Here is a 25,072-nt window from a genome sequence, read left to right as displayed (position 1 = left end):
TGAGTGTAAGCATCCGAATAGGCGTGATATTCTGGCTGGAGCGTGGTGATGGACTGGGCTTCAAGCGATCTGAGCTGCGGGAATCACCATCACACACCGGTAGGCGTCCAAGGACATCGAGACTTGCACGCATCTGCCCGAGGGTTTAAAGGAACCGTCGCTTGCCTCAATAGCTCAGCTGGTAGAGCAGGTCCTTCGTAAGGACAAGGTCGGGGGTTCGAGTCCCTCTTGAGGCACCACTTTCCCTTGGATAGTTAAGCTAAACTAGCGGCCTACCTCGTATCTCACTTTTGGTTCGATCCTGCGGGCTATCATCGGATGCTAGCGCAGCTCAATCTCCGTAGCTTTTTGCCTGCGTGATTTTGATCCGCAAGGGCCATGCTTCCGATCGGTAAGCAGGTATCAGGGAATCGTATGTGCGGTGGAAAAACGCTTTCAAGTGACGGGTTCTGATTCAAACGAGAATCGTCAGGAAATTTGCAAATACCTGTTTTAAAACAGATATTTGAAGGTTTTGGGTTAAGCTGCTCTGGTGGTAGCATTCAGCTTAAAAATTTGTTTTCTCACCAGTTTTTTGACACAGCCAAGGAGTTTCATCATGAAAGGTGACAAAAAGGTAATCGAATACCTGAACAAAGCTCTGCGCCACGAACTAACGGCCGTCAGCCAATATTGGTTGCACTATCGCCTGCAAGACGATTGGGGCCTTGGCAGCATGGCCAAGAAAAGTCGAGAAGAATCCATTGAAGAGATGGAGCACGCCGACAAACTGATCGAACGGATCATTTTCCTGGAAGGTCATCCCAACCTGCAAAAACTTGATCCCCTGCGGATCGGCGAAAACCCCCGGGAAACGCTGGAGTGCGATCTTGCGGCGGAACAAAGCGCGCGCGCACTGTACAAAGAGGCGCGGGATGTCTGCAAGGAGGCAGGAGACTATGTCTCGATGGGGCTGTTTGAAAGCCTGATGTCGGATGAAGAAGGTCACATCGACTTTCTGGAGACTCAGATCGAACTATATGATCGCGTCGGGCCCGAGCTTTTCGCGCAACTCAATGCAACCAAAATGGAAGACGCCGAATAGGTGGTCGTGTTGGCGACGATGGCTGCAGGCATTGGGGTACCTATCAGCGCGTGGCTGTAGGATTAGGGTCGTTGTCCTAAACACATTCCTGCACGCCGAGGCCTATCAGGTACTCACCGGTCACGAACAAAAGCTCATTTGGTCCGGCGAACCGCGCTTTGGACATGAACCAGTTTCTGACCGGGTTTGGGTAGTAGCTGGACAGTGACGCGCTTTTCTTGTCGAACTCACCTGCCGTCATTTTCTTTCGGTTCGGGCGATGGGGGCCATGAAAGCCAAAGATCGTCTCGGGCGAAATGCAAACTTCGTCCGCACCCAGCAACATGGTGCAGCTAGAGTGGCAAAAATCTCCGATGATTTGAAACTGCGCGTTTGTCCGGTTGGCGATTTCGATCTGAACCATGCGATCCACAATCCGCCCACCCGGATCATTGCCAACCTGAATCTCTTTTGAACTTGCCGGCATACTCATCAGAACGAGCGTTGCCAACGCTGCTATCGTGTTTCTCATCCGCCCGCCTGCTCAAGGGTGGAGTTTTCGTTTTTCTTACCATTATCAGAAAAGTGGGCGTGCAGGAACGGCGCGCCGGGACGCAAGTCGTTTCTGTGTTCTCAAGGACTCACCCGAAACCAGATGAATTCGGCGGCTTTCCGAAAATTACACCAAAATCGGTGTTTCGGATTTTCAATCAACGTTGAAATTCAGTTGCCTGGCGTTGTGCTTCAGGCGCGTTTTTCACCGATGGTTGCAACACCCAGAACGGACAACACTTTGGCCTCGATTTGCTCGGCATTCAGACCCGCGACAGCGTACATATCCGTAGGGTTGGCCTGGTCTATGAAGGTGTCGGGCAAAACCATCGAGCGATACTTGAGACCCTGGTCAAAGACGCCTTCATCGGCCAAAAGTTGGGCAACATGGCTGCCAAAGCCGCCAATAGCGCCTTCTTCAATGGTGATCAACGCCTCGTGGTTGGCGGCCAGATCCAATATCAGGTCGCGGTCCAAGGGCTTAGCAAATCGAGCATCAGCGATAGTGGGGGCGATCCCACGCGCAGTCAAAGCTTCGGCCGCTTTCTGCGCTTCGGCCAGCCGTGTCCCGAAGGACAACAGTGCGACCCGCGCGCCTTCTTGGATGATCCGGCCTTTGCCGATTTCCAGAACCTCGCCACGTTCCGGCAAGTCGACGCCGACACCTTCACCGCGAGGATAGCGGAAAGCAATCGGGCCTTCTTTATGCGCGACGGCTGTGGCCACCATATGCACCAGTTCGGCCTCATCCGCTGCGGCCATAACCACGATGCCGGGCAGGTTTGACAAATAGGCGATATCGAACGACCCCGCATGGGTCGCGCCATCCGCGCCCACCAAACCCGCACGATCGATCGCAAATCGAACAGGCAGGCGCTGAATGGCCACGTCATGCACGACCTGATCGTACCCGCGCTGCAAAAACGTGGAATAAATTGCACAGAAGGGCTTCATCCCCCCCGCAGCCAGAGCGGCGGCGAAGGTCACGCCGTGCTGTTCGGCAATCGCCACATCGAAACAGCGTGACGGGTAGCGTTCCGCAAACAGGTTTAACCCGGTGCCGTCGGGCATCGCGGCGGTGACAGCAACGATTTTGTCATCGCGCGCAGCCTCTTCAACCAGTGTCTTGCCGAAGACCGATGTGTAAGACGGTGCGTTTGAAGGTGCTTTCTTCTGCTCGCCCGTGACGACGTCGAACTTCGCTGTCGCATGGCCTTTGTCGCGGGCCTGCTCGGCTGGGGCATACCCCTTGCCCTTCTTTGTCAGCACATGAATGAGGATCGGGCCCGTGGCGCGGGCCTTGACCGTGCGCAGGACAGGCAACAGCTGATCCATATCGTGCCCATCAATCGGGCCGAGATAGGAAAAGCCCAGCTCCTCAAACAAAGTGCCGCCCACGGCCATGCCCTTGAGCATCTCCTTGGCGCGTTTTGCCCCCTCGCGGAAGGGTTCCGGGAGCAGTGAAACCGCGCCTTTGGCTGCGGCTTTCAGATCATGGAACGGCTCCTCTGCGTAAATGCGCGACAGGTAATTGGACAGCGCGCCGACGGGCGGTGCGATGCTCATCTCGTTGTCATTGAGGATGACGATCAGGCGTTTCTTCAGGTGTCCGGCGTTGTTCATGGCCTCAAAGGCCATGCCAGCGGACATCGAGCCGTCACCGATCACAGCAATCGCATCACCCAACCCCTCCGGAGTCACGCCGCCCAGATCGCGGGCAACGGCAAAGCCCAATGCGGCGCTTATCGAGGTTGAACTGTGTGCTGCACCAAACGGGTCATAGGGGCTTTCGCTGCGCTTGGTGAAGCCGCTCAGACCGTCCTTCATGCGAAGGGTACGGATACGGTCGCGCCGCTCGGTCAGGATTTTGTGCGGATAGCACTGATGACCAACGTCCCAGATGATCTTGTCGCGCGGCGTGTCGAACACGGCGTGCAGGGCGGTCGTCAATTCCACCACGCCCAGGCCTGCGCCCAGATGCCCACCGGTGACGGACACGGCCGAGATTGTCTCAGTCCGCAATTCCTGCGCCAACTGATGCAACTGTGCGTCCGAAAACTGCTTGAGATCCGCAGGGCGGTTCACAAGGTCCAGTAGGGGCGTATTCGGGCGGTCAGACATGTGGCGTTCCTGGCTTAGCTGTCCCGGGCAATAACGAAGCGTGCCGCGTCCTTCAAGGTTTCAGCCTTGGCACCGTAACCATCCAACGCGGCGCAGGCCTGATCGACCAGTTCTACGGCGCGGGATTTCGCGGCGTTCAGACCCAAAAGCGAAACAAACGTGGCTTTGCCTGCTTCGGCATCCTTTTGCAATCTTTTGCCGGCCTTCTCGGCATCACCTTCTACATCCAGAATGTCATCAGCGATCTGAAAAGCAAGGCCAAGCGCCTGGGCATATTGGCGCAAGGGTTCGGGATCTGCCTGGGCCAAACGCGCACCGGCGCAGGCGGACCATTCAATCAGAGCACCGGTTTTGCCCGCCTGCAACTTGGTGATCTGCTCCAGTGTCAGGGGCGCGGCCGCTGTTTCAGCCGCCATATCCAGCGCTTGCCCCAGCACCATTCCCTGCGCACCGCTTGCTTTGGCCAGGGTTAGAGCCAATTCAGCACGAACCTCTGCATTTCCGACCTCGGGCCGGGTGCACAGCTCAAAGGCTAATGTCTGTAGGGCATCACCGGCCAGAACGGCGGTGCCTTCGTCCCACTTTACGTGCACGGTCGAACGTCCACGTCGCAGATCGTCATCGTCCATGCAGGGAAGGTCGTCATGGACCAGAGAATAGGCGTGCAGGGCTTCGATGCCTGTCGCAGGCCAGATTGCCTGTGTTGAGTCGATGCCATGCATCCGCGCGCTTTCCAGAACCAGAAACCCGCGCAATCGCTTGCCGCCCTGGGTGGTGTAGGCCATCGCCCGGGTAACATCCAATTCGTCCAGCGCTCTCAGGACCAGATCGAACTGAGCCTGAATCCGCGCGGCATCCTGCGCCAGAATTTCCTTGAACATTTACTGACCTTCGACAGGCGTCGTCCCGGTTGGCTGCCCATTGGCATCCAAAGTAATGGCTGCGACCTTTTCTTCAGCCCGCTTCAATTCGTCTTCGCAGCGTTTCTTCAACGCGGCACCGCGCTCATACAGCGCAATGGACTGATCCAGCGCCACGTCACCACGCTCCAACTGGCCGACAACGGCCTCAAGCTCTTTCATTGCTTGTTCGAATGTCATCTGATCAACAGGAGTATCGGTCATCGGGCTGCCTTCATCAGTTCTTCCACATGGGCACGAGTGGCCTCGGCAAGGGCGTTCAGATCATACCCGCCCTCCAAAGTCGAGACGATACGGCCCTCACACAGCTCATCGGCGATCTTGCACAGCTCAGCCGTAACCCAGGCAAAATCGCCTGTGGACCAGTTCAAGTTGGCCAGCGGATCGTCCTGATGCGCATCGAAACCTGCCGAAATGATGATCAGCTCCGGCTTGAATGCGCGCAGTCTCGGTAAGGCTTGCGTTTCGTAAGCTGTCCGCATCTCGGCCCCACCTGTGCCGGGCGCCAACGGGATGTTTAGAACGGTCTCATAAGCGCCAGTTTCATCCGGGCGCCCCGATCCGGGCCACAGCGGCATTTGCTGGCTGGTGATCACCAGTGCACGACTTTCATCCCACAACAGATCCTGCGTGCCATTTCCGTGGTGAACGTCGAAATCGACGACGGCTACGCGTTTCAATCCATGATGGTCCAATGCGTGCTTAGCGGCCAGCGCGGCGTTTCCAAACAGGCAGAACCCCATTGCCGTTTCGGTTTCGGCATGGTGGCCGGGTGGGCGGATGGCGCAAAACGCATTCGAGGCTTCGCCACCCAAAACCATATCTACCGCCCGCACAACCGCACCGGCAGCCCGGTAAGCCGCGTCCACCGACCCCGGAGACATGAAGGTGTCGCCGTCAATCTGTTTAAAGCCATCGGATGGTCTTGCCTCACGGATGTTGCGGACATGGCTTTCAGGATGCACACGCAGCAGGTCGTCATCTGCGGCCATAGGGGCCGTCACGCGCTTCAAGTCCAGCCCTTCCAGCGCATGCAGGATATGTTCCAACCGCGCCACCCGCTCGGGGTGACCTTGCGGTGTCACGTGATCAAGGCAATCGGCGTGGGTCAAAAGGGCGGTTGTCATCGGGATCCCATCTTCATCTGGCCAAAAATATCCTCGCCCAAGGCAAGAAAGCGCCGCGGCTGAATCAATCAGGTGCCAGCATATATCCGGCACCGCGGACGGTCTGCAGGTAACGCGGCTGCTTGGGGTCTTGTTCGATCTTGCGGCGCAGACGGGTGATCTGAACGTCCACCGCGCGTTCCTGCGCCTGACCCTTGTCGCGGCCCAGATCTTCGACCAGTTTGGTTCGGCTGATCGGCTCTCCGGGCTGGGCCGAAAAAATCTTCATCAACTGGCTTTCGGTCGCCGTCAGGCGCACCGGGTCTTCGCCCTGCCACATCTCGCCACGCTCGATATCGTACCGGATCGGACCAAGATGCAGTATCTTCGCCGTCGCGTCCTGCGCAGGCGTTTCCGGCATCCGCCGCAAGATCGCGTTGATCCGCAGCAGCAGCTCTTTTGGCTCGAACGGTTTGGCTAAGTAGTCATCCGCACCGGCCTCAAGCCCGGCAATGCGATGTTCGGTTTCGCCGCGCGCGGTCAACAGCAGGATAGGAGTGGTATGGGTTTCGCGCAGCGCCTTGGTCAGGCTGACCCCATCCTCGCCGGGCATCATCACGTCCAGCACGATCATGTCGAAATCCAACCCCGAAAGCACCCGCCGTGCATGTGCTGCATCCCTTGCAGCCGTGACCAGAAATCCGTTCCGCATCAGAAACTTCTTCAACAGATCGCGAATGCGCTCGTCATCGTCGACGATCAGCAGATGGGCATCCATTTCGTTCATGAGGTGGTATCCCGCAGTTTCGTATAGGCATGACGCATATCAGCATCCATCATCGCTTCAAGCACTTTACGAAACCCCGTCACAGCCTCGGGTCCCGCCTTTTTATACGCGGCGCGCATTCGGACGCGCTGGGCCTCAGACAGTTTGGCCTCTAGCGCCTTGCCCTGTTCTGTCAGAAATAGGTGTCTTTCGCGTTTGTCCACTGATCCGACCCGGCTTTCGACCAGACCGTCGTCGATCAACGTCCGTAAAACCCTGTTCAGAGACTGTTTTGTTACGCCCAGAATGGCCAGAAGGTTGTTGACCGTCGTACCCGGCGCGCGGTTGATGAAGTGGATTGCCCGGTGGTGCGCCCGTCCATAGGCCATTTCGGTCAGGATGCGATCAGGATCTGCGGTAAAGCCGCGATAGGCGAAAAACATCGCCTCGATCCCCTGCCGCAACTGCTCGTCGGTCAAAAACAACAGGCTCTCGCCACCAAAGGCTGGGGCGGGACGGGTATCCGACATAGTATGCCTCATTCGTTACTCGACCCGAGTTTATGTCAGCGTTATTGACATTCCAAGAGTGGACGGGTATCGAATCGCAGTTTTTGCGCAACTTTATGTCCGATGTGGACTTAATTTACGCAACAATCGAAAATTGATCCCATGTCAGGAGGTTTCGCATGGCGGGGTATGATGATCGTGATGGCGTCATCTGGTTGGATGGCAAACTGGTGCCCTGGCGCGAAGCCAATGTGCATATCCTGTCCCACGCGATGCACTATGCGTCTTCGGTGTTCGAAGGTGAACGTGCTTATAACGGCAAGATTTTCAAAAGTCGCGAACATTCTGAGCGTTTGATTGCCTCGGCCGAAGCGCTGGACATGCCTATGCCCTATTCGGTGGATGACATCGAGGCCGCCAAGGACGAAGCGCTGAAAGCCAGCGGTCTGCAGGACGCCTATGTCCGTGCGCTGGTCTGGCGTGGCTCGGGGGAAGACATGGGTGTGGCATCAGCAAAGAACCCGGTCCGGATGGCCGTCGCCGTGTGGCCTTGGGGTGCCTATTATGGTGACGCCAAGATGCAGGGTGCCAAGCTGGATATCGCGGAATGGAAACGCCCCAGCCCGGAAACTATTCCGGTGCACGCCAAGGCGGCGGGTCTGTACATGATCTGCACCATCTCGAAGCATAAGGCCGAGGCCAAGGGCTGCTCGGACGCGCTGTTCATGGATTGGCGCGGTTACGTGGCCGAGGCGACTGGTGCGAATGTGTTCTTCGTAAAAGATGGTGAGGTACATACACCCCTGGCCGATTGCTTCCTGAACGGGATCACCCGTCAGACCGTCATTCAGATGCTGAAAGACAAAGGTATCACCGTCCACGAGCGCCGCATCAAGCCCGAGGAAATGGCCGATTTCGAACAGTGCTGGCTGACCGGCACCGCAGCTGAGGTGACCCCGGTGGGCCAGATCGGTGATTATACGTTTGAGGTCGGAGACCTGACCCGCGAGATCGCCGCCGATTATGAGGCGCTTGTGCGCGCCTGATAACTCTCAGATGCATTGAAAGAAGCCCTCGCGCTTTCGCGGGGGCTTTTTCATTGCCGCACGTTCAAGAATCTTTGCAGATCGTTCACATAGCTGGACGAACGCGCGGCCGCGTCTATCTTAATCCAATGTTGGATCTGCTTAGCGATATTCTCACCCGCCTGTCCTTGAAGGGCACATTCTACTTTCGAACCTCTTTCACGCCGCCCTTTGGTATACAGGTGCCGGCCTATCAAAATGTGGCCAGATTTCACTTTGTACAACGCGGAGAGTTGAAAGTTTCTGTCTCTAACACAGGGCAAACCCTGCGATTGAAGCAAGGCGATCTGATCGTGATCCCGCACGGATCAGCCCATGCGTTATTGTGCAATGAGGTTCAACCGCTGGATGCCCTGCCGCTTGAACACGTATTGGAAGAGGCCGGGTACAAGGGCGACGGGGTTCTGATTTATGGCGGCGAAGACAAAAGCCGCGATACGCAATTGATCTGCGGTCATTTCTCTTTCACCGGGCCGCCGGGGCGACAAGGAACAGGGCATATGCTGATTGATCGGCTTCCCCCATACATCCTGATCGAAAACTATGGCGAGGAAGCCGGGGCCTGGATCGAAGCCACCTTGCGTATGATCGGGTCCGAGATCAACGGCGCGCGGATCGGTGGTGACCTCATAGCGTTGAAACTGTCCGAGGTCCTGTTTGCGCAGGCCATCCGGGCCCATCTTGAACATCAAAGCCCCAGCGACACCGCGCTTGCCGGGTTTGCTGATTCCCGCATTTCGCGTGCATTGACTGCGTTTCATCATTCGCCCGCGCAAGAGTGGAGCGTCGAGTCTTTGGCACGTGAGGCCGGAATGTCTCGCACTGCGTTCGCACAGCTATTCGCAGAAAAGATGGGGACAACGCCCATGCAATATCTGACCGATTGGCGGATGCAGATTGCGTGTCACGGATTGACTGAGGCCCGTTGGAACGTGGCCGATGCTGCGGCCGAGGTCGGCTATGCCTCGGAAGCCGCCTTTTCGCGGGTGTTCAAGAAGCAGGTTGGCGTATCACCAGCCGCCTATCGATCAATGCACTGATCGAATTGAAACTCCGGACGATCTGCAACGTTTCACGAACGATCCGGAATTAAACGTTCCGACTTACTTTCCTAGCTTGAGGTTGTCTCATATCAGGAAAGGAACTCTCATGTCTCTCCGCTTTGTCACCCGCAATATTCACGCCTATCTGGACTACCCTGTTGCCTTTGCGCTGATGGGGCTGCCCTTTTTGCTTGGGCTGGGGCAATCCAACCCGATGGCGTTGTGGCTGTCGGTGGTCACCGGCGTCGCAGCGTTTGTCCTGACGGTGTTGACGGATCACCATTTGGGGATCTGGCGCGTTCTTCCCTACAACTTTCACTTGGCGGTCGATCTTCTGGTCGGCGTTGTTTTCCTGGCCGCGCCCAGCCTTTTTGGGTTTTCAGGAATGGATGCGATCTTTTACTGGCTGAACGGTGCTGCTGTGGTCGCTGTCATCTCGCTTAGCGCGCCAGAGCAGGGTGTTACGGCCTGAACCTGACGCACCTTGGGTTCACCGCAACAACGTGAATTGCCCAAATCCCAGAGCCGCTTGTCTCATCGACAGGCGGCTCTCTGGTCTGTTTATCGCGGCATTTGCCAGAATATGTGGGCCTAAAAAGGGAGTTTTCAGGAAGTTGGTTTTCTCAAAATGACTGACATAATTTCGTCCACGGCAGATCAACTGCGGGGTTATCCAGGAATTGTTATTTTGATCTTGCAAATTCCGACAAAAATAATCAGATAAAGATCAAAGCCAGATGTGTTAGCATCCAGCACGGGGTTTCGAGGCGGTCTGCGGGCTTAGCGTATAGCTTGGTGAGAGCGCGCCACCGCCTCGGAAACGACACGCGCAACAGGAAATGACGATGGGTGACTCACTTGACGAAATCATGGCGCGGCACGAAGCGGCCACCGCTTGCGGATGTTGCTGTGACGACGACTATTGCGCCTATGTCGAAAAACCCAAGGCGGCCCAAGGTGACAGGGCTGAACAACCGCTGCCGGACAGCGCCGCGTGTCGACGCGGATCGGTCAGGTTTCTCAACGAAAACCCACCAGCGTAACAGCCCCTGAGGGGGGCTGTTTAGATTCTGATCCTCAGAAATCCACGCCGCGCTGGGCTTTGATTCCGGCTTGAAACGGATGCTTTTCCTCGGTCATCTCGGTGACCAGATCGGCATAGTCCCGCAACGCCTGCGGTGCGTCCCGACCCGTTAGGAACACGCTGGTCTTGTCAGACCGTTCTTTCAGCCCATCGATCACCTGTTCAACCGACAGGTATTCGTACCGAAGCGCGATGTTGATCTCGTCCAGTACGATCAGATCGTATTCGCCGCTGGACATGAGGGCGCGTGCCTTGTCAAAGGCGGCGTTTGCGGCGGCAATGTCGCGTTCGCGGTCCTGAGTATCCCAGGTGAAGCCTTCACCCATCGTGTGCCAGGTCACCAGATCGCGTTCTTCGAAAAAGCGACGTTCGCCGGTTTTCCACTTACCCTTGATGAATTGAACAACGCCGACCTTCTGACCCCAACCCAGCGCACGGATCACGACTCCGAAAGCGGCCGAGGATTTGCCTTTGCCCTTGCCAGTGTTGATCAGCACCAGCCCGCGGTCCGGATCAACTGCCTCGGACACTTTCTTTCGGTGCTGGGCCTGCACCTTTTGCATCTTTTCCTTGTGATCCTGTGCGTCGTTCATGGGAAACCCTCATCTTGTGTTGGGCACACCCTAGGGGAAGTTCTGCAAAGGTAAAGGTCAGGCTTTGGGATCGGTGACGGCGCGAGCCTTGCCACGCTCCAAGCCCAGTTGATGTTCGCGCCAGATCACCACGACGTTCCCCACAATCACCAGCGCCGCCCCGGCCAGCATAACCAGGGTTGGCAGTTCACTGAACCAGACATAACCGATGACGATGGCAAAGAGCATCGAGGTGTAATCGTAGGGCGCCAGCATCGAAGCCTGCCCAAAGCGATAGGACGAAGTCACCAGAATCTGTGCCACACCTCCGATCAGACCAGCCAGAATCAAAAAGCCAGCCTGTTCGCATGTGGGTATGACCCACCCCCAAAAGATGGTTAACCCTGACAGGATGGTCGCCGTCATCGAGAAATAGAAGACAATGGCCGCAGGATGGTCGACCTGCACCAGCTGCCTGATGTGGATCTGCACAAAGGCCCGTGCAACGGTCGCAACCAGAATACACAATGCGCCGAAGGTGGCCGCTGCTTCCATGTTGTTGCCGCCCAGTCTGGGCCAAATCATGATCAGGACACCCAACAAGCCGATGGACACGGCGGCGATTCTGATCTTACGGATGCGTTCGCCTAACATCACTGCGGCAAGGATCAGGGTGAAAATCGGGGTGGCATAGCCAATCGCTGTCGCTTCGGGCAGCGGGATCAAGCCAAGGCCGGTAAATGTAAGCCCCATCGCCGTGGTGCCCAGCACGCCGCGCCAGAAATGGCCCGAGGGTTTACGGACTTTGAACCCTTGCGCCAATTCTCCGCGCGCCATCAGCCAGATGACAATCACCGGAATGGCAAAAAGGGATCGGAAAAACACCATCTCGCCAGGTGGGAAGTGATCGGACTGCGCTTTGACTATTGCCGCCATGACCGTGAACAAAAACACCGCGCTCGTTTTCAGAGCGACGGCCAGCAAAGGTCGATGCGATGTTAAGGGTTTTGCCATCGGCGCGAACCTGCGCTTTTGGTAGGGAAAGATCAACGCGTCGTTTACAAATTCGTCCAATCGGTCGGCAGTGGGCTGCCGATCTCTTGCGCGAACTCTTCCAGAAAGCGGATCATGCGTGTGATTCTGCGCTGCGCGATCTCTTTGCCACCCTCGGTCAGCATATCGCCAGGAAGGCCCAGTAGTTTGACCTTCCAGTGGTCGATTGAAAAATGCAGGTCGTCCAGCGGGCGGCTGGCAGCAAAGGGATCTGCCGGGTCATAAAGCGACCGTCCCAAAGCACCGGAGACTGAGAAATTCCGGGCAACTCCAATCGCACCCAGTGCGTCCAGCCTGTCGGCATCGCGCAGAATGCAGGCTTCGGGCGTTTCCGGCGTGATGTTGGCCGAAAAACTATGTGCCTCGATTGCATGTTTGATTGCGTGGATCTGACCTGCAGAATAGCCCAAATTTACCAAAATAGACTCTGATTCTTCGGCCGATCGGCGCGATGCCAAATGGCGGTCTGGGTCGTCCTTGGACAAATTTACCAGATCATGCAGATAAGCGGCGGCCAGCAGCACCGGCATGTCAGTCTGGTCGTTTGCAATGGCCTGCGCGTTTACCCAGACCCGGTCCAGATGGGCCAGATCATGCGCCGGGTCGGTTTCCATACGCTGCGCAACGACGGCCCGCAGGCGCGTGCGCAGATCAGCCGATCCGTCCACGGTTCTCTCCGATCTGGCCGCGATGCAGCAGCAGGTGGTCGAGGATCACGCAAGCCATCATCGCCTCACCCACAGGAACGGCACGGATGCCGACGCAGGGGTCGTGACGGCCTTTGGTGATGATCTCGGTCTCTTCGCCTGATTTGGTGATGGTCTTGCGTGTGGTCAGAATGGATGAGGTAGGCTTGACAGCAAACCGCACCACAATGTCTTGTCCAGTCGAGATACCGCCCAAGATACCGCCCGCGTGGTTCGAGCTGTATTGCGGGCCGTTCTGGCCCATGAAAATCTCGTCCGCATTGGCTTCGCCCGTCAGTTCGGCGGCGGCCATGCCTTCGCCGATCTCGACACCTTTGACGGCGTTGACGGACATCATCGCAGCGGCCAAATCAGTGTCTAACTTGGCGTAAACCGGCGCACCGATGCCTGCTGGGACGCCACGGGCCACAACCTCGACAATCGCACCAACCGAGTTCCCGGACTTGCGCAATTCGTCCAGGTAGTTGGCCCAGTCTTCGGCGGCTTGTGCGTCCGGGGTCCAGAACGGGTTCTGTTCAATCTGGGACCAGTCGAAATTGCTCCGGTCAATCTTGTGCGGGCCGATCTGGGTCATGTATCCGGTGATCTGCACATTCGATGCGATCTGTTTGATCGCCTCACGCGCAAGCCCGCCTGCGGCCACACGCGACGCAGTTTCCCGGGCCGAACTGCGCCCGCCGCCGCGATAATCGCGGATGCCGTACTTCTGCCAGTAGGTGATATCGGCGTGCCCTGGACGGAACTTGTCCATGATATCACCGTAGTCTTTCGAGCGCTGATCCGTGTTCTCGATCATCAGCTGCACCGGTGTGCCCGTGGTCTGGCCTTCGAATACACCGGACAGGATTTTCACCTGATCGGGTTCGCGCCGCTGGGTGGTGAACTTGTTCTGACCCGGTTTGCGCTTGTCCAGCCACTGCTGGATCATCGCCTCGTCGATTGTGACACCCGGAGGGCAGCCATCGACGGTCGCACCTAATGCGGGCCCGTGGCTTTCACCCCAGGTGGTGACGCGGAAAAGGTGGCCAAAACTGTTCATCGACATGGGGCATGCTCCTTTGCGCGTTGTGATTAGCGGGCAAGGCCCTTGGCCTCAAGCGGATTTGCGGTTGGGGCAGGGGAACCCCAACCAGTAGTGCCTATGCGGCACGCGTCAACGACGCACGTGTTTGGGTGATCTTCAGGGCCGCCTGCGCAGCCTCTCGACCCTTTTCGACAAAATGCGCACGGTAGATGGCATTGTGGTGATCGGTTTCCTGAAACTGGTGCGGCGTCAGCGAGACCGACAGAACCGGAACACCGGTATCCATACTGGCGCGCATCAGCCCATCGACAACGGCTTGCGCGACGAAATCGTGCCGGTATATGCCGCCATCCACCACAAACGCTGCGCAGGCGACGGCTGCATATTGCCCGGTCTGAGCCAGATCGCGGGCCAGCAGCGGCATTTCGAATGCGCCGGGGACGTCGAAAACGTCAACCTGTTCGGCGGGGACAAGCTCTAGAAACCCTTCGAGAGCCTGGTCAACGATTTCGGAATGCCAGTTGGCTTTCACAAAAGCATAGCGGGTGTGTGTCATCATGATCTCCTTTCGCAACAGACACGTCACCCAAGGCGATCACGGGCAGGCGCAAGCCAGGGCCGACGCGCTGCACGTTCTCTTTCATCCGGACTGTAACCGTCGGCTCTGGCATCTCACCAGATCTGCTGACACCCCGCACACCGGGGCCGCTCGCGGGCTTACGGATCATCGCCCGCATACCGCCGGTGGGGAATTTCACCCCGCCCTGAGAACGGGCGGACCTTGCCAAGGTGCGGCCGGTTCTGCAAGAGATTTTGCAGGAGGATAGCCATGCACCCCAATCCAGCCTTCCGCGCAGAAGAGACCGCGCGCCATGTCGCCTTTGCGCGTGACCGCGCATTCGGGGTTCTTGCGGTGTCGACGGATGAAGCGCCGTTGATTAGCCACGTGCCGTTTCTGCTGTCTGAGGATGGCGCGCTGGCCGAGCTGCATCTTGTCAGATCCAATCCGATCGTCCGCATGCTGAAAGACCCTAAACCAGCCAGAATCGCTGTCACGGGGCCAGATGGTTACGTATCTCCGGATTGGTACGGGATCGCCGACCAGGTTCCGACATGGAACTATGTCGCTGTGCATCTGATCGGTCAGTTAGAACAGCGGCCGCTCGCGGAGTTGCTGGACCTGTTGGACCGCCAGTCCGCCTTTTATGAGGCACGCTTGCTGCCTAAACCGCCTTGGACAACCGGCAAGATGAGCCAGGACGCGTTGGATAAGATGATGCGCATGATCGTGCCGTTTCGGTTTCGCATTGACGACATTCAAGGCACCTGGAAGCTAAACCAGAACAAGCCCGATGCAGCCCGCCTGAGCGCGTCAGAACATATCGCAAACGACGGGATCGGGTCCGAGCTTGATGCTCTGCAAAAGTTGATGAGAGGGTGAGGTTGGCGCACCAATTGACGGGTTTTGTTTTGCATTGGGTGATGTAGAGTTCCGGCAATTCAGGGAGATCTCTTATGAAACTCTATTTCAGCCCCACTTCGCCCTATGTCCGCAAAGTCATGGTTTTGTTGCATGAAACAGACCAGTTGCAGGATGTCGAACTGCTGAATGTTGCAACAACGCCAATGTCCCCGGCCGAGCCGCTATTGGCCAAGGCCCCGCTGACAAAGGTGCCCGCGTTAGAGCGCCCCGATGGACCGACCCTGTTCGATAGCCGAGTTATCTGTGCGTTTCTGGACGCGCGCGGGCAGGCCGGTCTTTATCAGGACGGTGCCCGGCATTGGGATGTGCTGACGCTTGAGGCGCTGGCGGATGGTATTCTGGATGCGGCGTTGCTGATCACCTATGAGGCTCGGATGCGGCCCGAAGACAAGCAATGGGAGGGCTGGGCCGATGCGCAATGGGACAAGATAGAACGCGCCTGCGCCGCGTTGAACCAACGGTGGATGGCGCATCTGTCCGGACCGTTGGATATGGGGCAGGTCGCAGTGGCCTGCGCGCTGGGCTATGTCGATTTCCGCCACGATGCGCGCGGGTGGCGCAAGGGAAATGACGCGCTGGCCGCTTGGTACGAGAAGTTTGTCGAACGCCCCAGCATGGTCGCAACGCAACCGCCGGCCTGATCGGGGATCAATGCGCTGGTCGCTCTGACGGCAGAACGACCAGCGACAGACATCATTCGTTGAACGTCGCCAGATAGGCCGCGATGTCATCGGCGCCCTTTTTCAGTTTGACGCTCATGTTTGGGCGCGCGGTTTCGTCATCCAGATATTCCTGAATAAATGCGATCGGGTTTTTGGAATACGTGGCGATATTCTCTTGCGTCCAGACCAGCCCTTCCTGGCCCGCCCGGATCATGTCGTCGGTGAACATTCCGATGGGCAAACGCTCGCTTCCGTTCAGGTAATCTGACTCGGTTCCGGCGATGCGACCGACGACGCCGTAAAGATTCGGGCCAGTGATGCCGCCTTTGACCAGAACTTGGCCATCTTTGATGATTGCGTGGCAAGAAGAGCAGCGATTGTAGAGTTTTTCGCCTTTCGCCGGATCACCGGCCGCTATCGCCTGAAAGGGCACGGTCAGTGCGAGGATCAGGGTTGGTGCAAAAAGCTTTGACATGAGAGACGTCCTGCAGAGATTGGGATTTCCCGCATTTCGATCATTTGCGTCTAAAGTTCAATCGAAATCAAACATGACTAAGCCTTTGTAAAATATCTATTTTTAACTCAGATTTTCTACATCTATATGCCCTGCAGAAGCGGCGCGTCTTACTATGTCGGGCGTCACCGTGAATTCGAGCTTAAGTCAAAGGTATCGGTACATATAGGTCGTCGCGTGACGGGATTTTCCGTCCGGGTCGAATGCGAAATCGGGGATGACACCTGCCGGTTTGAACCCGACAGACCTGTAAAGGGATTCCGAGACGTCTCCGGTGCGCGTGTCTAGTGTAATGAGTGTCTTCCCGGCTTCTTGTGCGGATTTCAGGGCCTCTTGCATCAGGGCCTTGCCCAAACCGCGACGTCTGGCATCAGGGTGAACGATCATCTTCGAGATTTCTGCCCGGTGGGGCTGATTTGGGGGCATGGCAAGCAACAGCTGGACCGTACCGATCATGCGACGCTGATAAAATGCGCCAAACAAGTGCCGCGCGCCAGTTTCAATGGCGGGTTTGACGTCATCCGTCCAGAATCGCGCGGCGCTGTCATGGTCGAGCGGCATCATGAAGCTGATCGCGGCACCATCGGCAACGCTGTCAACAAGCGTGCGGCATAGATCTGTCAGATTGTTGTCGATATCCGTCGGGGTAAGGCGGAAGACGTTGGGTGTCTGAACGGTCATGACAATGCGATCACGTAAGTGCAGGGACTATGGGTCGTTTCAAATACGGTCTCGCCAAATAAAATATACCGCAGGCAATCCCCTTGTCGAAGGTCATAAGCTTTCCTCTCGACCGTGATTTCGATCTGCCCGGACAAGACATACAGGTGATGCTCTTGCCCAGGAACTGCGGGTTCATCATAGGCGATGCGCTGCCGCGCGGTCAGGGTTCCTTCGATCAATTCAACCGAAAGGTGCCCACTGGGGGGCGAAACGCTGCGACGTTGAAACGCGCGCCCACGATCCGTCCAGAACGGCTGGTCGTGCCGCCGGACGATCGGTTGGAAACTTTGCTCCAACGGGGTAAGTAGCTGAGAGATCGGTACTGCATAAACCATTGCCAGACGGCCTAGCGTCTCGGCGGTCGGGCTGACTTCGTTTTTCTCGATCCGCGACAGGGTGGCGCGACTTAGACCGGTTCTTCCAGCCAAAGTATCGAGGGTCATGCCGTGCTGCTCTCGCAATCCACGCAAATGCGTGGCCAGTTTGTCAGAGGTGGCTTCCATGGAACTTCTCATATACGGAAATATTCCCGAATATGACGAAAAGTTCAAGGTGGGCGGATCGGCATTCTGCAAAACCTTGTGGGGCTGGGTCTGTTCAGCACCGTTCTACCCCGCCGAAGCGAATCGAATCACATTTGGATAAGCCGGGGGACCGGAGTGTTTTCGCCAAAAAACAGGTCCGTATCTTGAAACTTTCGCCCCTCGTTGTGACATGAATGCCCTGTTGTGGCGCACTGCGCGCCTATGACCGCTGGACGAACCGAATTCTCCCGGATAGATAGCCGCGATGAGACGCCGCTTTGATGCGGTGCTGATGCATGTTTGCTCGGGTTACCCCCGGGCGCCGGAATCGGAGAAAACCTCGTGTCCCACGCAGAAGACCACGAAGGCACCCGCAGAGATTTCCTCTACTACGTCGCAGGCGGCGCAGGTGTCGTCGCGACGGGTGCAGCCGTATGGCCCCTGATCAATCAAATGAACCCATCGGCAGACGTTCAGGCGCTGTCCTCGATCCGCGTGGATGTGAGCGGCGTTGAACCCGGTACGCAGTTGACCGTGAAATGGCTGGGTAAACCTGTGTTTGTCCGCCACCGCACCGGTGCCGAAATTCAAGAAGCGCAGGAACAGGACGCCGAAGGCGTTGATGCACTGCCTGATCCGCTGGCCCGCAACTCCAACCTGAACGCGGATGCTCCGGCAACCGACGCCAACCGCGTGATGCCGTCGCCCGAGGGCGAAGCGCCGGGCGCGTGGATCGTTCAGATGGGCGTATGTACGCACCTTGGCTGTGTGCCGCTGGGCGATGCTGGCGACTTTGGTGGCTGGTTCTGCCCCTGCCACGGATCGCACTACGATCTGGCCGGACGTATCCGCAAGGGTCCCGCACCTGAAAACCTGCCCGTTCCGCCCGCTGAGTGGACCGACGCCAGCACCATCAAACTCGGCTAAGGGAGACCCAAACTTATGTCCGGAATTCCCCACGATCATTACGAGCCGAAGACAAACGGCGAGAAGTGGCTGAACAGCCGCTTGCCCATCGTCGGCCTGATTTACGACACCATCATGATCCCCACCCCCAAGAACCTGAACTGGTGGTGGATCTGGGGCATCGTCCTGGCGTTCTGCCTGGCGTTGCAAATCGTCACCGGTATCGTTCTGGTGATGCACTACACCCCGCATGTCGATCTGGCCTTCGCCAGTATCGAGCACATCATGCGCAACGTGAATGGCGGCTATATGCTGCGCTACATTCACATGAACGGCGCGTCGCTGTTCTTTGTTGCGGTCTACATCCACATCTTCCGTGGCCTGTTCTACGGCTCATACAAAGCCCCGCGTGAGATCACGTGGATCATCGGTATGCTTATCTATCTGATGATGATGGGTACTGCCTTCATGGGCTATGTTCTGCCTTGGGGTCAGATGTCCTTCTGGGGTGCGACCGTGATCACCGGCCTGTTTGGCGCGATCCCGTTTGTGGGTGACGCGATCCAGACCTGGCTGCTGGGCGGACCCGCGGTGGACAATGCCACACTGAACCGCTTCTTCTCGCTGCACTATCTGCTGCCGTTCGTTATCGCGGCTCTGGTCATCGTGCATATCTGGGCCTTCCACACCACCGGCAACAACAACCCCACAGGTGTTGAAGTTCGCCGCACGTCGAAAGCCGATGCCGAGAAAGACACCCTGCCATTCTGGCCCTACTTCGTGATCAAGGACCTGTTCGCTCTGGCCGTGATCCTGGTCGTGTTCTGGGCCATCGTCGGCTACATGCCGAACTATCTGGGCCACCCGGACAACTACATCGAAGCTAACCCGCTGGTCACGCCTGCACACATCGTGCCCGAATGGTACTTCCTGCCGTTCTACGCGATCTTGCGCGCCTTTACCGGTGAAGTCTGGGTTGTACAATTTGCCAGCTTCATCACCGGTGGCATCGTTGACGCCAAGTTCTTTGGTGTGATTGCGATGTTCGGTGCGATCCTGGCAATGGCGCTGGCGCCCTGGCTGGACACGTCGACCGTGCGTTCGGGCAAATACCGCCCGATGTTCAAGTGGTGGTTCTACCTGCTGATCATCGACTTCTTTGCCCTGATGTGGCTGGGTGCAATGCCCGCGGAAGAGCCCTATGCGACCTTCTCGCTGATCGCATCCGCCTATTGGTTCGCCTATTTCTTCGTGATCCTGCCGATCCTGGGTGTCATCGAAAAACCGCTGCCACAGCCAGAGACCATCGAAGAAGACTTCAACGCGCATTATGGCAAGGCTGACGCCGACGCCACGCCGGCCGAGTAAGAAGAGGGACCGGAAACATGTTCAAGAAACTTGCAATCGGTGCCGCGTTTGCTTTGGCCCTTGCCCCTGCTGCGTCTTTCGCAGCAGGTGGGGGCGAGCAGCACATCGAAGACTTCCACTTCTCGTTTGAAGGCCCCTTTGGCACCTGGGATCAAAACCAGCTGCAGCGCGGACTTCAGATCTATACCGAGGTTTGTGCAGCCTGCCACGGTCTGCGCTATGTGCCTCTGCGTGATCTCGAAGCGCTGGGCTACTCGGAAGAAGAAGTCATCGCCTATTCGGCAGACAACTTCGAAGTGTTCGATCCGGAGCTGGACGATTTCCGTCCGGCAATCCCGACCGACCACTTCCCGGTTAATGACGGTGTTGGCGCACCGGACCTGAGCCTGATGGCCAAGGCCCGTGCCGGGTTCCACGGGCCTTATGGTCTGGGGATCAACCAGTTCTTCAAAGGCATGGGTGGTGCGGAATACATCGCCTCGCTGCTGGACGGCTATACCGGTGAAGAAAAAGAAGAAGCAGGCACCATCCTGTATGAGAACAAGGCCTTCCCCGGAGGCTGGATCTCGATGGCGCCGCCGCTGTCCGAAGATCAGGTTGAATTCGCCGATGGCCACCCGGCCACTGTCGAAGCCTTATCCGAAGACATCGCTGCCTTCCTGATGTGGACTGCTGAGCCAAAAATGATGGAGCGTAAATACTCGGGCTTCGTCGGCGTGCTGTTCCTGTCGCTGTTATCGGTGCTTTTGTACCTTGTGAACAAGCGCCTGTGGGCAGGTGTCAAAGGCAAGAAACGAGACTAAGCTTCACACAGCCCCGCAATGTTTGAACCCCCGCGCCACCGGCTGCGGGGGTTTTTTTGTTGCAATCTGGTATGGGGCCAGATGAAGGCCGGATCAGGCTTGTAGCTGCGTGCCGGTGGCGCTTGTGATTGTTGCCTTCACGATTTGCCCTTCGGGCTGTGGTGCCTCAAAAGCGACCTCGGTGAATTGTTCGGTGCGGCCCATATGCGGGTTTTCCATCAGGATGTGATGAGTTTTGCCGATTTGGGCTTGCAGATGCTGTGTGACCTGCGCCTCACCGGCCGCGCGCAGGCGGGCGGCGCGGTCCTTGATGATGTTCCCATTCACCTGCTGCGGAATGCGGGCGGCCGGGGTGCCTTCGCGCTTGGAATAGGGAAAAACGTGTAACCAGGTCAGATCGCAATCTGTCACAAGTTTCAGCGAGTTTTCGAAATGATCATCCGTTTCGGTAGGGAAGCCAGCGATGATATCGGCGCCAAAGGTCATTTCGGGGCGCAGCTTGCGGGCTTCTTCGGTGAACCGGATGGCGTCATCGCGCAGATGGCGGCGTTTCATCCGTTTCAGGATCAGGTCGTCGCCATGTTGCAGGGACAGGTGCAGATGCGGCATCAGCCGCGGTTCGGTCGCGATGGCCTGCATCAGGTTCTCATCCACTTCGATCGAGTCGATGGAACTGATCCGCAGGCGTGGCAAGTCGGGCACCAGTTTGAGGATACGCATGACCAAATCGCCCAGCTTGGGTTGCGCAGGCAGGTCGGCGCCCCATGAGGTCAGATCAACGCCGGTCAGTACGACCTCGTTATAGCCCCGATCCACCAACCGCTTGATCTGATCCACAACAACGCCGGCAGGGACGCTGCGCGAGTTCCCACGGCCATAGGGGATAATGCAGAAAGTGCAGCGATGGTCACAGCCGTTCTGAACCTGAACATAGGCGCGTGAGCGGGTGCCAAAACCGTCAATCAGGTGGCCTGCGGTTTCGGTGACGGACATGATGTCATCGACCTGCACGGCCTCGGTCTGGCCTATTAAGTCCGCTGCCATGCCTTTCCAGGTCTCGGGCTGCATTTTTTCGGTATTGCCAATGACCGCGTCGACCTCATCCATTTGGGCAAAGGTGTCAGGCTCGGTCTGGGCCGCGCAGCCTGTCACGATCAGCCGCGCGTCAGGGTTTTCCCGCCGCAGCTTGCGAATTTCTTGCCGGGCTTTGCGCACCGCTTCTGCCGTGACGGCGCAGGTGTTCACGATCACCGCGTCAGTGAGCCCGGCTTGCGCTGACAGCTCTTTCATCGCCTCAGTCTCATAGGCGTTCAGGCGGCAGCCCAGGGTGGTGAACTTCGGCGCGCTCATTCCAGTGATTCCAGAAATTCCGGTGTCAACGTGCCCGAGAAGACGTGGCGGGTTGGTCCGGTCATCCAGACGCCATCGTCGCGCCAGTCGATCCAGATCGTCCCGCCGTCCAGTTCAATTTGTACTTTGCGTCCGGTCAGGCCGCGACGCGCAGCAGCAACGGCTGTGGCGCATGAGGATGATCCCGAAGCCAGGGTGATGCCCACGCCACGCTCCCACACGCGCATGCGGATGTGGTCCGGTCCAATGATTTGTGCCACTTGGACATTCGTACGCTCAGGATAGAGTGGATGGTGCTCGTAACGCGAACCGAACTCGGTCAGAGGGATAGCCTCGGCATCATCAACAAAAAAGGTGCAATGCGGATTGCCCATCCCGGTGGCCGTCGGCGCTCCCTCGATGGGCAGTTCCAGCGTGTCGACCTCCTCAGACAACGGAACCTCGTTCCAGTTCAGTTGGGGGTGCCCCATATTGACCGAGGTCAGGCCGTCTCCGGCGTCCTTTGCGTAAAGAGTGCCGCGTTCGGTCGTCAGTGTCAGGTCGGATCTATCCGATTCCTCCATCAGGAAACGGGCGATGCAACGGGTGGCATTTCCACATGCTGCCGAGGTAGATCCATCTGAATTGTAGAACACCAGATGCGCGTCCGACCTGCCGTTTTCGATCACGGCAAGCTGATCGAATCCGACCCCGAATTGACGGTGCCCAATTCCCTGCGCAAGTGCCGGACTGATCCGCGTTGCAGACGCGCGCGCGTCCACAATGACAAAGTCATTGCCCAGCCCGTGCATCTTCATGAAGGGCAAACCAGTGTTCTGTAATCCTTGCATGGCGCGCATATAACCCTGCGCCTGAAAGGAATCCACCCTGCGACGCAGATTCCTTAAAAAAGGGGGTTGACCCCCCAGCGCCACCTGCCTAATTAGGCCGCCTATCGGGTCGCCGGAAACACTGATTACTCTGGCGATACGAGGTGCAAATAAGGTCTTGAACCCGGTCGGGAAAATGACTTAAAGAGCGCCACGGATCGACAAGATCCAACAAAAGAGTGGGCCGTTAGCTCAGTTGGTAGAGCAACTGACTTTTAATCAGTGGGTCGCAGGTTCGAATCCTGCACGGCTCACCACTTTTTTCAATGGGTTAGCAAGAATAGGCGAGAATTTCTCATGCCTACAGCAACCACCTAGCAATCACGCGGCATAGATTGACGTAGAAACGTGTAGAAAACCGTTTCATTGGGTGCGTGGATTTCCTCTTTTGTTGAGTCCTTAACGCATTGTTATTTTGATGCTTTTTGACATTTTGAAGAGTTTTGGTACACTGACTATGTACAGAGCGGCAACTAACTGTCGCGTGCTACTTCCAAATGGGCACAGAAAACTAGAACGGCTACGCCCAAAAAGCGAAGCGTGCCTGCCTGTACGTCATCACAACAATCAAAATCTCAAATAGTACAGGAGCTTTCCATGACGGACAGCAAAATCCCTTCGCATGTCAAATTGACACCAGACATGTCGCCCACTCAGAAGAACCAAGTTTTGAACGATCACTTCCGAAAAACTGGGGAAGGTGGCGTTTTCATGATCTCCATGGGGATACATCTTCTAGGAAGAGCAACCGTTGACGCCATCATGAAACAACTCGCCGGGGATGCGGGCGACAAAAGTGTGGAAGCTGGCGGTGAACATGATGTGGGTTCAATCAAGGTGAACAATCGAACGGTGGATTGGGAGATCAACTACTACAACAAAGACCTTGATGATGAATCCCCGGATTCGACCGATCCGCAACAGACAACAAGGCACATGACAGTTTTGCTTTCCACAGAATATTGACCATACGAGCCAGCTCTCACTAGAGAGTTGGCTTTTTGTTTGACGGGGCAAGCATTGGTGCTTGCATCCTGGATTGTCGAACACCAGCATTCTGTGTGCAGGCAGAGTCCGCTGTATAAGCCAAATCAGTCGAGACGCTACAATCAAGATTGGCTGGATTTGTTTTTTGTGCGTTGGGTGTGCAACAGACCTGTACGTAAGACTTTGATAACAATTTCTATGTAGCTGTAGTCAAACATAGACCGACAAAAAACTCTGATTATACCAGATACGAAATCGAGCGCTGTTGGTTGGAAGGCTGAAGGTCCCAAGGAAAAGACCGCAGAAGCCTGCAATCATTTCTGGAGAAAGCTAGGACCCAAGCAAAGGGTTTAGTAGAGGTTTGCCAAGTCAAACCCAAAGGAGCGCTTGCGCCCGCGTTTCTATCCGAAAAGCAAACCGCATCCTATCTCAACATGTCAGTGCAGTGGCTAAGAAAGTGTCGATCAAACGGCAGTGGTCCCAAATGGAAGAAATTTGGTCAAGCTATCCGCTATCCCATCGCCGATCTTCAAAACTACATCTCGCAATCAAGCCGCCAGTTTGCCGGGCAGGATGTCGAAAGGGCTGACCAACCTGTCACCACGTCAAGAGATTGGAAATCTAGCTCTGGAACCAAGGTACGTTTCTAACGCTTGATCCGTTTAGATTGTAAAGCTTGCAAACAGCAAAGTAGTAGAAGTGTCGGCGAGCGGCGCTGTAACGGGCAGAGCATGACGGCTCAGCGATTTATGTAGTCATGCGGCAATGGCGATAAGTAGTTGCGTCAGCGCTAAGCTCTTGCTTTCTGTGGATGTAATGTGAAGGCGAAACTTAAAAAATCGTGGGGAAGAGCGTTGCGCCAGATGGCAGTCTGTCAACGTGCCTTCCAAATCAGCAGGCTTGCGAGCGAGAGTATGCGGATCATCTCTATGATCCTTACGGGATCGATATTAAGTAGGCCCAAGTGCGCGCCTTCATTGCGAATTACCCAGAGAGATAGAAGCGCGCGCAACACCAGGCTATGCGGTCCACATGCGTTGATGCGTGCGATTTGGGCCAGCCTACGCGATAAGGATTGCCGGTTCGTATTCGTAAGTCTGTAGTAGCGATCAAACGCCGAACCGAGATCGACTGGTCCGTTGTTGTTAAATATCTTCCTTAACTTGCGGGACAGTGTATCACCTCGCGGTTCGGCAATGGACGAAATCGTAGCTCCAAACGTGGTTGCGATGCTCTGGTCGAAGCCGAATACACGATCCGTCATTCAGCCAGAGCCGT

The 25,072-nt window shown here is 56.7% G+C and carries 30 protein-coding genes, 2 tRNA genes and 1 riboswitch; of the genes, 15 read left to right on the top strand and 17 right to left on the bottom strand.

Annotated elements, in window-relative coordinates; all coding sequences use genetic code 11:
* Positions 1 to 163: 163 nt before the first annotated feature.
* Positions 164 to 239 (top strand) — tRNA-Thr (locus QMP16_RS09625).
* Between the two features lie 359 nt (positions 240 to 598).
* A complete protein-coding gene (gene bfr / locus QMP16_RS09620; protein ID WP_108860610.1) occupies positions 599 to 1,084 on the top strand; it encodes a bacterioferritin in 486 nt (161 codons plus the stop codon).
* Between the two features lie 76 nt (positions 1,085 to 1,160).
* On the opposite strand, the gene QMP16_RS09615 is transcribed toward bfr, so the two are convergent.
* The 7 genes from QMP16_RS09615 to QMP16_RS09585 all read right to left on the bottom strand — a co-directional run bounded on the left by QMP16_RS09615 (position 1,161) and on the right by QMP16_RS09585 (position 7,058).
* A complete protein-coding gene (locus tag QMP16_RS09615) occupies positions 1,161 to 1,595 on the bottom strand; it encodes a hypothetical protein (RefSeq protein WP_282152191.1) in 435 nt (144 codons plus the stop codon).
* A 212-nt stretch (positions 1,596 to 1,807) separates the two neighbouring features.
* Positions 1,808 to 3,736 carry a 1-deoxy-D-xylulose-5-phosphate synthase gene (gene dxs, locus QMP16_RS09610; RefSeq protein WP_282152190.1) on the bottom strand — a complete coding sequence of 643 codons (1,929 nt, stop codon included), beginning with the start codon at positions 3,734 to 3,736 and terminating at the stop codon, positions 1,808 to 1,810.
* Positions 3,737 to 3,750: 14 nt separating this feature from the next.
* Positions 3,751 to 4,617 carry a polyprenyl synthetase family protein gene (locus tag QMP16_RS09605; protein ID WP_282152189.1) on the bottom strand — a complete coding sequence of 289 codons (867 nt, stop codon included), beginning with the start codon at positions 4,615 to 4,617 and terminating at the stop codon, positions 3,751 to 3,753.
* Entirely contained in the window at positions 4,618 to 4,860 is a 243-nt protein-coding gene (locus QMP16_RS09600; protein WP_058272726.1) for an exodeoxyribonuclease VII small subunit, read from the bottom strand.
* Positions 4,857 to 5,783, bottom strand: coding sequence for a histone deacetylase family protein (locus tag QMP16_RS09595; protein ID WP_282152188.1), 927 nt, complete (start codon positions 5,781 to 5,783; stop codon positions 4,857 to 4,859). Before QMP16_RS09595 ends, QMP16_RS09600 begins: the two co-directional genes overlap by 4 nt.
* Before the next feature lie 64 nt (positions 5,784 to 5,847).
* A complete protein-coding gene (locus tag QMP16_RS09590) occupies positions 5,848 to 6,549 on the bottom strand; it encodes a response regulator (RefSeq protein WP_058272724.1) in 702 nt (233 codons plus the stop codon).
* On the bottom strand, positions 6,546 to 7,058 hold the full coding sequence (locus QMP16_RS09585) for a MarR family winged helix-turn-helix transcriptional regulator (RefSeq protein ID WP_113791046.1): 513 nt from the start codon (positions 7,056 to 7,058) through the stop codon (positions 6,546 to 6,548). Before QMP16_RS09585 ends, QMP16_RS09590 begins: the two co-directional genes overlap by 4 nt.
* Before the next feature lie 158 nt (positions 7,059 to 7,216).
* Here QMP16_RS09585 and QMP16_RS09580 point away from each other — a divergent pair, with 158 nt between their 5' ends.
* The 4 genes from QMP16_RS09580 (at position 7,217) to QMP16_RS09565 (ending at position 10,208) form a co-directional block, all read left to right on the top strand.
* Complete coding sequence (locus tag QMP16_RS09580; protein ID WP_058272722.1) at positions 7,217 to 8,083, top strand: branched-chain amino acid aminotransferase; 867 nt, start codon at positions 7,217 to 7,219, stop codon at positions 8,081 to 8,083.
* Positions 8,084 to 8,211: 128 nt separating this feature from the next.
* Positions 8,212 to 9,162 carry an AraC family transcriptional regulator gene (locus tag QMP16_RS09575; protein WP_282152187.1) on the top strand — a complete coding sequence of 317 codons (951 nt, stop codon included), beginning with the start codon at positions 8,212 to 8,214 and terminating at the stop codon, positions 9,160 to 9,162.
* Between the two features lie 109 nt (positions 9,163 to 9,271).
* Positions 9,272 to 9,637 (top strand): SPW repeat domain-containing protein, encoded by a 366-nt coding sequence (locus QMP16_RS09570; RefSeq protein WP_108860618.1) that lies wholly within the window; start codon positions 9,272 to 9,274, stop codon positions 9,635 to 9,637.
* Positions 9,638 to 10,010: 373 nt separating this feature from the next.
* Positions 10,011 to 10,208 carry a hypothetical protein gene (locus QMP16_RS09565; protein WP_282152186.1) on the top strand — a complete coding sequence of 66 codons (198 nt, stop codon included), beginning with the start codon at positions 10,011 to 10,013 and terminating at the stop codon, positions 10,206 to 10,208.
* Positions 10,209 to 10,242: 34 nt separating this feature from the next.
* Here QMP16_RS09565 and cobO read toward each other — a convergent pair whose 3' ends face one another.
* The 5 genes from cobO to QMP16_RS09540 all read right to left on the bottom strand — a co-directional run bounded on the left by cobO (position 10,243) and on the right by QMP16_RS09540 (position 14,161).
* A complete protein-coding gene (gene cobO / locus QMP16_RS09560) occupies positions 10,243 to 10,842 on the bottom strand; it encodes a cob(I)yrinic acid a,c-diamide adenosyltransferase (RefSeq protein ID WP_282152185.1) in 600 nt (199 codons plus the stop codon).
* A gap of 57 nt (positions 10,843 to 10,899) precedes the next feature.
* Positions 10,900 to 11,835 (bottom strand): DMT family transporter, encoded by a 936-nt coding sequence (locus QMP16_RS09555; RefSeq protein WP_282152184.1) that lies wholly within the window; start codon positions 11,833 to 11,835, stop codon positions 10,900 to 10,902.
* Between the two features lie 44 nt (positions 11,836 to 11,879).
* Entirely contained in the window at positions 11,880 to 12,542 is a 663-nt protein-coding gene (locus QMP16_RS09550) for an HD domain-containing protein (protein WP_282152183.1), read from the bottom strand.
* Positions 12,526 to 13,626: a chorismate synthase gene (gene aroC, locus QMP16_RS09545; protein WP_282152182.1), complete on the bottom strand. Its 1,101-nt coding sequence runs from the start codon at positions 13,624 to 13,626 to the stop codon at positions 12,526 to 12,528. The genes QMP16_RS09550 and aroC overlap by 17 nt, the downstream gene beginning before the upstream one ends.
* Positions 13,627 to 13,720: 94 nt before the next feature.
* Complete coding sequence (locus QMP16_RS09540; protein WP_282152181.1) at positions 13,721 to 14,161, bottom strand: 6,7-dimethyl-8-ribityllumazine synthase; 441 nt, start codon at positions 14,159 to 14,161, stop codon at positions 13,721 to 13,723.
* Between the two features lie 72 nt (positions 14,162 to 14,233).
* Positions 14,234 to 14,381: riboswitch (FMN riboswitch) on the bottom strand.
* A gap of 53 nt (positions 14,382 to 14,434) precedes the next feature.
* On the opposite strand from QMP16_RS09540, the gene QMP16_RS09535 reads away from it, so the two are divergent.
* Together QMP16_RS09535 and QMP16_RS09530 are read left to right on the top strand one after the other, a co-directional pair.
* Complete coding sequence (locus QMP16_RS09535) at positions 14,435 to 15,046, top strand: FMN-binding negative transcriptional regulator (RefSeq protein WP_282152180.1); 612 nt, start codon at positions 14,435 to 14,437, stop codon at positions 15,044 to 15,046.
* A gap of 74 nt (positions 15,047 to 15,120) precedes the next feature.
* A complete protein-coding gene (locus QMP16_RS09530) occupies positions 15,121 to 15,729 on the top strand; it encodes a glutathione S-transferase (RefSeq protein WP_282152179.1) in 609 nt (202 codons plus the stop codon).
* A 52-nt stretch (positions 15,730 to 15,781) separates the two neighbouring features.
* Here the strand turns inward: QMP16_RS09530 and QMP16_RS09525 are convergent, their stop codons facing one another.
* From QMP16_RS09525 to QMP16_RS09515, 3 genes are all read right to left on the bottom strand, one after another.
* Positions 15,782 to 16,225, bottom strand: a complete 444-nt coding sequence (locus tag QMP16_RS09525) for a c-type cytochrome (protein ID WP_108860625.1) — start codon at positions 16,223 to 16,225, stop codon at positions 15,782 to 15,784.
* A gap of 186 nt (positions 16,226 to 16,411) precedes the next feature.
* Positions 16,412 to 16,945, bottom strand: a complete 534-nt coding sequence (locus QMP16_RS09520) for a GNAT family N-acetyltransferase (RefSeq protein ID WP_282152178.1) — start codon at positions 16,943 to 16,945, stop codon at positions 16,412 to 16,414.
* On the bottom strand, positions 16,942 to 17,490 hold the full coding sequence (locus QMP16_RS09515) for a helix-turn-helix domain-containing protein (protein WP_282152177.1): 549 nt from the start codon (positions 17,488 to 17,490) through the stop codon (positions 16,942 to 16,944). The genes QMP16_RS09520 and QMP16_RS09515 overlap by 4 nt, the downstream gene beginning before the upstream one ends.
* On the opposite strand from QMP16_RS09515, the gene QMP16_RS09510 reads away from it, so the two are divergent.
* The 4 genes from QMP16_RS09510 (at position 17,489) to QMP16_RS09495 (ending at position 20,588) form a co-directional block, all read left to right on the top strand.
* Positions 17,489 to 17,632: a hypothetical protein gene (locus QMP16_RS09510; RefSeq protein ID WP_282152176.1), complete on the top strand. Its 144-nt coding sequence runs from the start codon at positions 17,489 to 17,491 to the stop codon at positions 17,630 to 17,632. The genes QMP16_RS09515 and QMP16_RS09510 overlap by 2 nt on opposite strands.
* A gap of 221 nt (positions 17,633 to 17,853) precedes the next feature.
* Complete coding sequence (gene petA / locus QMP16_RS09505; protein ID WP_058272711.1) at positions 17,854 to 18,438, top strand: ubiquinol-cytochrome c reductase iron-sulfur subunit; 585 nt, start codon at positions 17,854 to 17,856, stop codon at positions 18,436 to 18,438.
* Between the two features lie 15 nt (positions 18,439 to 18,453).
* On the top strand, positions 18,454 to 19,785 hold the full coding sequence (gene petB / locus QMP16_RS09500) for a cytochrome b (protein WP_108860628.1): 1,332 nt from the start codon (positions 18,454 to 18,456) through the stop codon (positions 19,783 to 19,785).
* A 17-nt stretch (positions 19,786 to 19,802) separates the two neighbouring features.
* Positions 19,803 to 20,588: a cytochrome c1 gene (locus QMP16_RS09495; protein ID WP_282152175.1), complete on the top strand. Its 786-nt coding sequence runs from the start codon at positions 19,803 to 19,805 to the stop codon at positions 20,586 to 20,588.
* 93 nt (positions 20,589 to 20,681) lie between these two features.
* On the opposite strand, the gene mtaB is transcribed toward QMP16_RS09495, so the two are convergent.
* Together mtaB and dapF are read right to left on the bottom strand one after the other, a co-directional pair.
* Positions 20,682 to 21,938 (bottom strand): tRNA (N(6)-L-threonylcarbamoyladenosine(37)-C(2))-methylthiotransferase MtaB, encoded by a 1,257-nt coding sequence (mtaB, locus tag QMP16_RS09490; RefSeq protein WP_282152174.1) that lies wholly within the window; start codon positions 21,936 to 21,938, stop codon positions 20,682 to 20,684.
* Complete coding sequence (gene dapF, locus QMP16_RS09485) at positions 21,935 to 22,777, bottom strand: diaminopimelate epimerase (protein ID WP_282152377.1); 843 nt, start codon at positions 22,775 to 22,777, stop codon at positions 21,935 to 21,937. The genes mtaB and dapF overlap by 4 nt, the downstream gene beginning before the upstream one ends.
* A 211-nt stretch (positions 22,778 to 22,988) precedes the next feature.
* On the opposite strand from dapF, the gene QMP16_RS09480 reads away from it, so the two are divergent.
* The 3 genes from QMP16_RS09480 (at position 22,989) to QMP16_RS23640 (ending at position 24,444) form a co-directional block, all read left to right on the top strand.
* Positions 22,989 to 23,064 (top strand) — tRNA-Lys (locus QMP16_RS09480).
* Between the two features lie 340 nt (positions 23,065 to 23,404).
* Positions 23,405 to 23,773, top strand: a complete 369-nt coding sequence (locus QMP16_RS09475; RefSeq protein WP_282152173.1) for a DUF3768 domain-containing protein — start codon at positions 23,405 to 23,407, stop codon at positions 23,771 to 23,773.
* Between the two features lie 329 nt (positions 23,774 to 24,102).
* Complete coding sequence (locus QMP16_RS23640; RefSeq protein WP_432653400.1) at positions 24,103 to 24,444, top strand: helix-turn-helix transcriptional regulator; 342 nt, start codon at positions 24,103 to 24,105, stop codon at positions 24,442 to 24,444.
* Positions 24,445 to 25,072: the final 628 nt, after the last annotated feature.

The organism is Ruegeria atlantica, assembly GCF_947495585.1.
GTDB classification, from domain to species: domain Bacteria; phylum Pseudomonadota; class Alphaproteobacteria; order Rhodobacterales; family Rhodobacteraceae; genus Ruegeria; species Ruegeria atlantica_G.
This window is presented reverse-complemented; position numbering and strand designations above follow the sequence as displayed.

What these genes read in the sequence shown, in the direction of transcription:
- bfr (WP_108860610.1), top strand. Translation starts at nt 599, where the DNA reads ATGAAAGGTGACAAAAAGGTAATCGAATACCTGAACAAAGCTCTGCGC.
- QMP16_RS09615 (WP_282152191.1), bottom strand. Translation starts at nt 1,595, where the DNA reads ATGAGAAACACGATAGCAGCGTTGGCAACGCTCGTTCTGATGAGTATG.
- dxs (WP_282152190.1), bottom strand. Translation starts at nt 3,736, where the DNA reads ATGTCTGACCGCCCGAATACGCCCCTACTGGACCTTGTGAACCGCCCT.
- QMP16_RS09605 (WP_282152189.1), bottom strand. Translation starts at nt 4,617, where the DNA reads ATGTTCAAGGAAATTCTGGCGCAGGATGCCGCGCGGATTCAGGCTCAG.
- QMP16_RS09600 (WP_058272726.1), bottom strand. Translation starts at nt 4,860, where the DNA reads ATGACCGATACTCCTGTTGATCAGATGACATTCGAACAAGCAATGAAA.
- QMP16_RS09595 (WP_282152188.1), bottom strand. Translation starts at nt 5,783, where the DNA reads ATGACAACCGCCCTTTTGACCCACGCCGATTGCCTTGATCACGTGACA.
- QMP16_RS09590 (WP_058272724.1), bottom strand. Translation starts at nt 6,549, where the DNA reads ATGAACGAAATGGATGCCCATCTGCTGATCGTCGACGATGACGAGCGC.
- QMP16_RS09585 (WP_113791046.1), bottom strand. Translation starts at nt 7,058, where the DNA reads ATGTCGGATACCCGTCCCGCCCCAGCCTTTGGTGGCGAGAGCCTGTTG.
- QMP16_RS09580 (WP_058272722.1), top strand. Translation starts at nt 7,217, where the DNA reads ATGGCGGGGTATGATGATCGTGATGGCGTCATCTGGTTGGATGGCAAA.
- QMP16_RS09575 (WP_282152187.1), top strand. Translation starts at nt 8,212, where the DNA reads ATGTTGGATCTGCTTAGCGATATTCTCACCCGCCTGTCCTTGAAGGGC.
- QMP16_RS09570 (WP_108860618.1), top strand. Translation starts at nt 9,272, where the DNA reads ATGTCTCTCCGCTTTGTCACCCGCAATATTCACGCCTATCTGGACTAC.
- QMP16_RS09565 (WP_282152186.1), top strand. Translation starts at nt 10,011, where the DNA reads ATGGGTGACTCACTTGACGAAATCATGGCGCGGCACGAAGCGGCCACC.
- cobO (WP_282152185.1), bottom strand. Translation starts at nt 10,842, where the DNA reads ATGAACGACGCACAGGATCACAAGGAAAAGATGCAAAAGGTGCAGGCC.
- QMP16_RS09555 (WP_282152184.1), bottom strand. Translation starts at nt 11,835, where the DNA reads ATGGCAAAACCCTTAACATCGCATCGACCTTTGCTGGCCGTCGCTCTG.
- aroC (WP_282152182.1), bottom strand. Translation starts at nt 13,626, where the DNA reads ATGTCGATGAACAGTTTTGGCCACCTTTTCCGCGTCACCACCTGGGGT.
- QMP16_RS09540 (WP_282152181.1), bottom strand. Translation starts at nt 14,161, where the DNA reads ATGACACACACCCGCTATGCTTTTGTGAAAGCCAACTGGCATTCCGAA.
- QMP16_RS09535 (WP_282152180.1), top strand. Translation starts at nt 14,435, where the DNA reads ATGCACCCCAATCCAGCCTTCCGCGCAGAAGAGACCGCGCGCCATGTC.
- QMP16_RS09530 (WP_282152179.1), top strand. Translation starts at nt 15,121, where the DNA reads ATGAAACTCTATTTCAGCCCCACTTCGCCCTATGTCCGCAAAGTCATG.
- QMP16_RS09525 (WP_108860625.1), bottom strand. Translation starts at nt 16,225, where the DNA reads ATGTCAAAGCTTTTTGCACCAACCCTGATCCTCGCACTGACCGTGCCC.
- QMP16_RS09520 (WP_282152178.1), bottom strand. Translation starts at nt 16,945, where the DNA reads ATGACCGTTCAGACACCCAACGTCTTCCGCCTTACCCCGACGGATATC.
- QMP16_RS09510 (WP_282152176.1), top strand. Translation starts at nt 17,489, where the DNA reads ATGGAACTTCTCATATACGGAAATATTCCCGAATATGACGAAAAGTTC.
- QMP16_RS09515 (WP_282152177.1), bottom strand. Translation starts at nt 17,490, where the DNA reads ATGGAAGCCACCTCTGACAAACTGGCCACGCATTTGCGTGGATTGCGA.
- petB (WP_108860628.1), top strand. Translation starts at nt 18,454, where the DNA reads ATGTCCGGAATTCCCCACGATCATTACGAGCCGAAGACAAACGGCGAG.
- QMP16_RS09495 (WP_282152175.1), top strand. Translation starts at nt 19,803, where the DNA reads ATGTTCAAGAAACTTGCAATCGGTGCCGCGTTTGCTTTGGCCCTTGCC.
- mtaB (WP_282152174.1), bottom strand. Translation starts at nt 21,938, where the DNA reads ATGAGCGCGCCGAAGTTCACCACCCTGGGCTGCCGCCTGAACGCCTAT.
- dapF (WP_282152377.1), bottom strand. Translation starts at nt 22,777, where the DNA reads ATGCGCGCCATGCAAGGATTACAGAACACTGGTTTGCCCTTCATGAAG.
- QMP16_RS09475 (WP_282152173.1), top strand. Translation starts at nt 23,405, where the DNA reads ATGACGGACAGCAAAATCCCTTCGCATGTCAAATTGACACCAGACATG.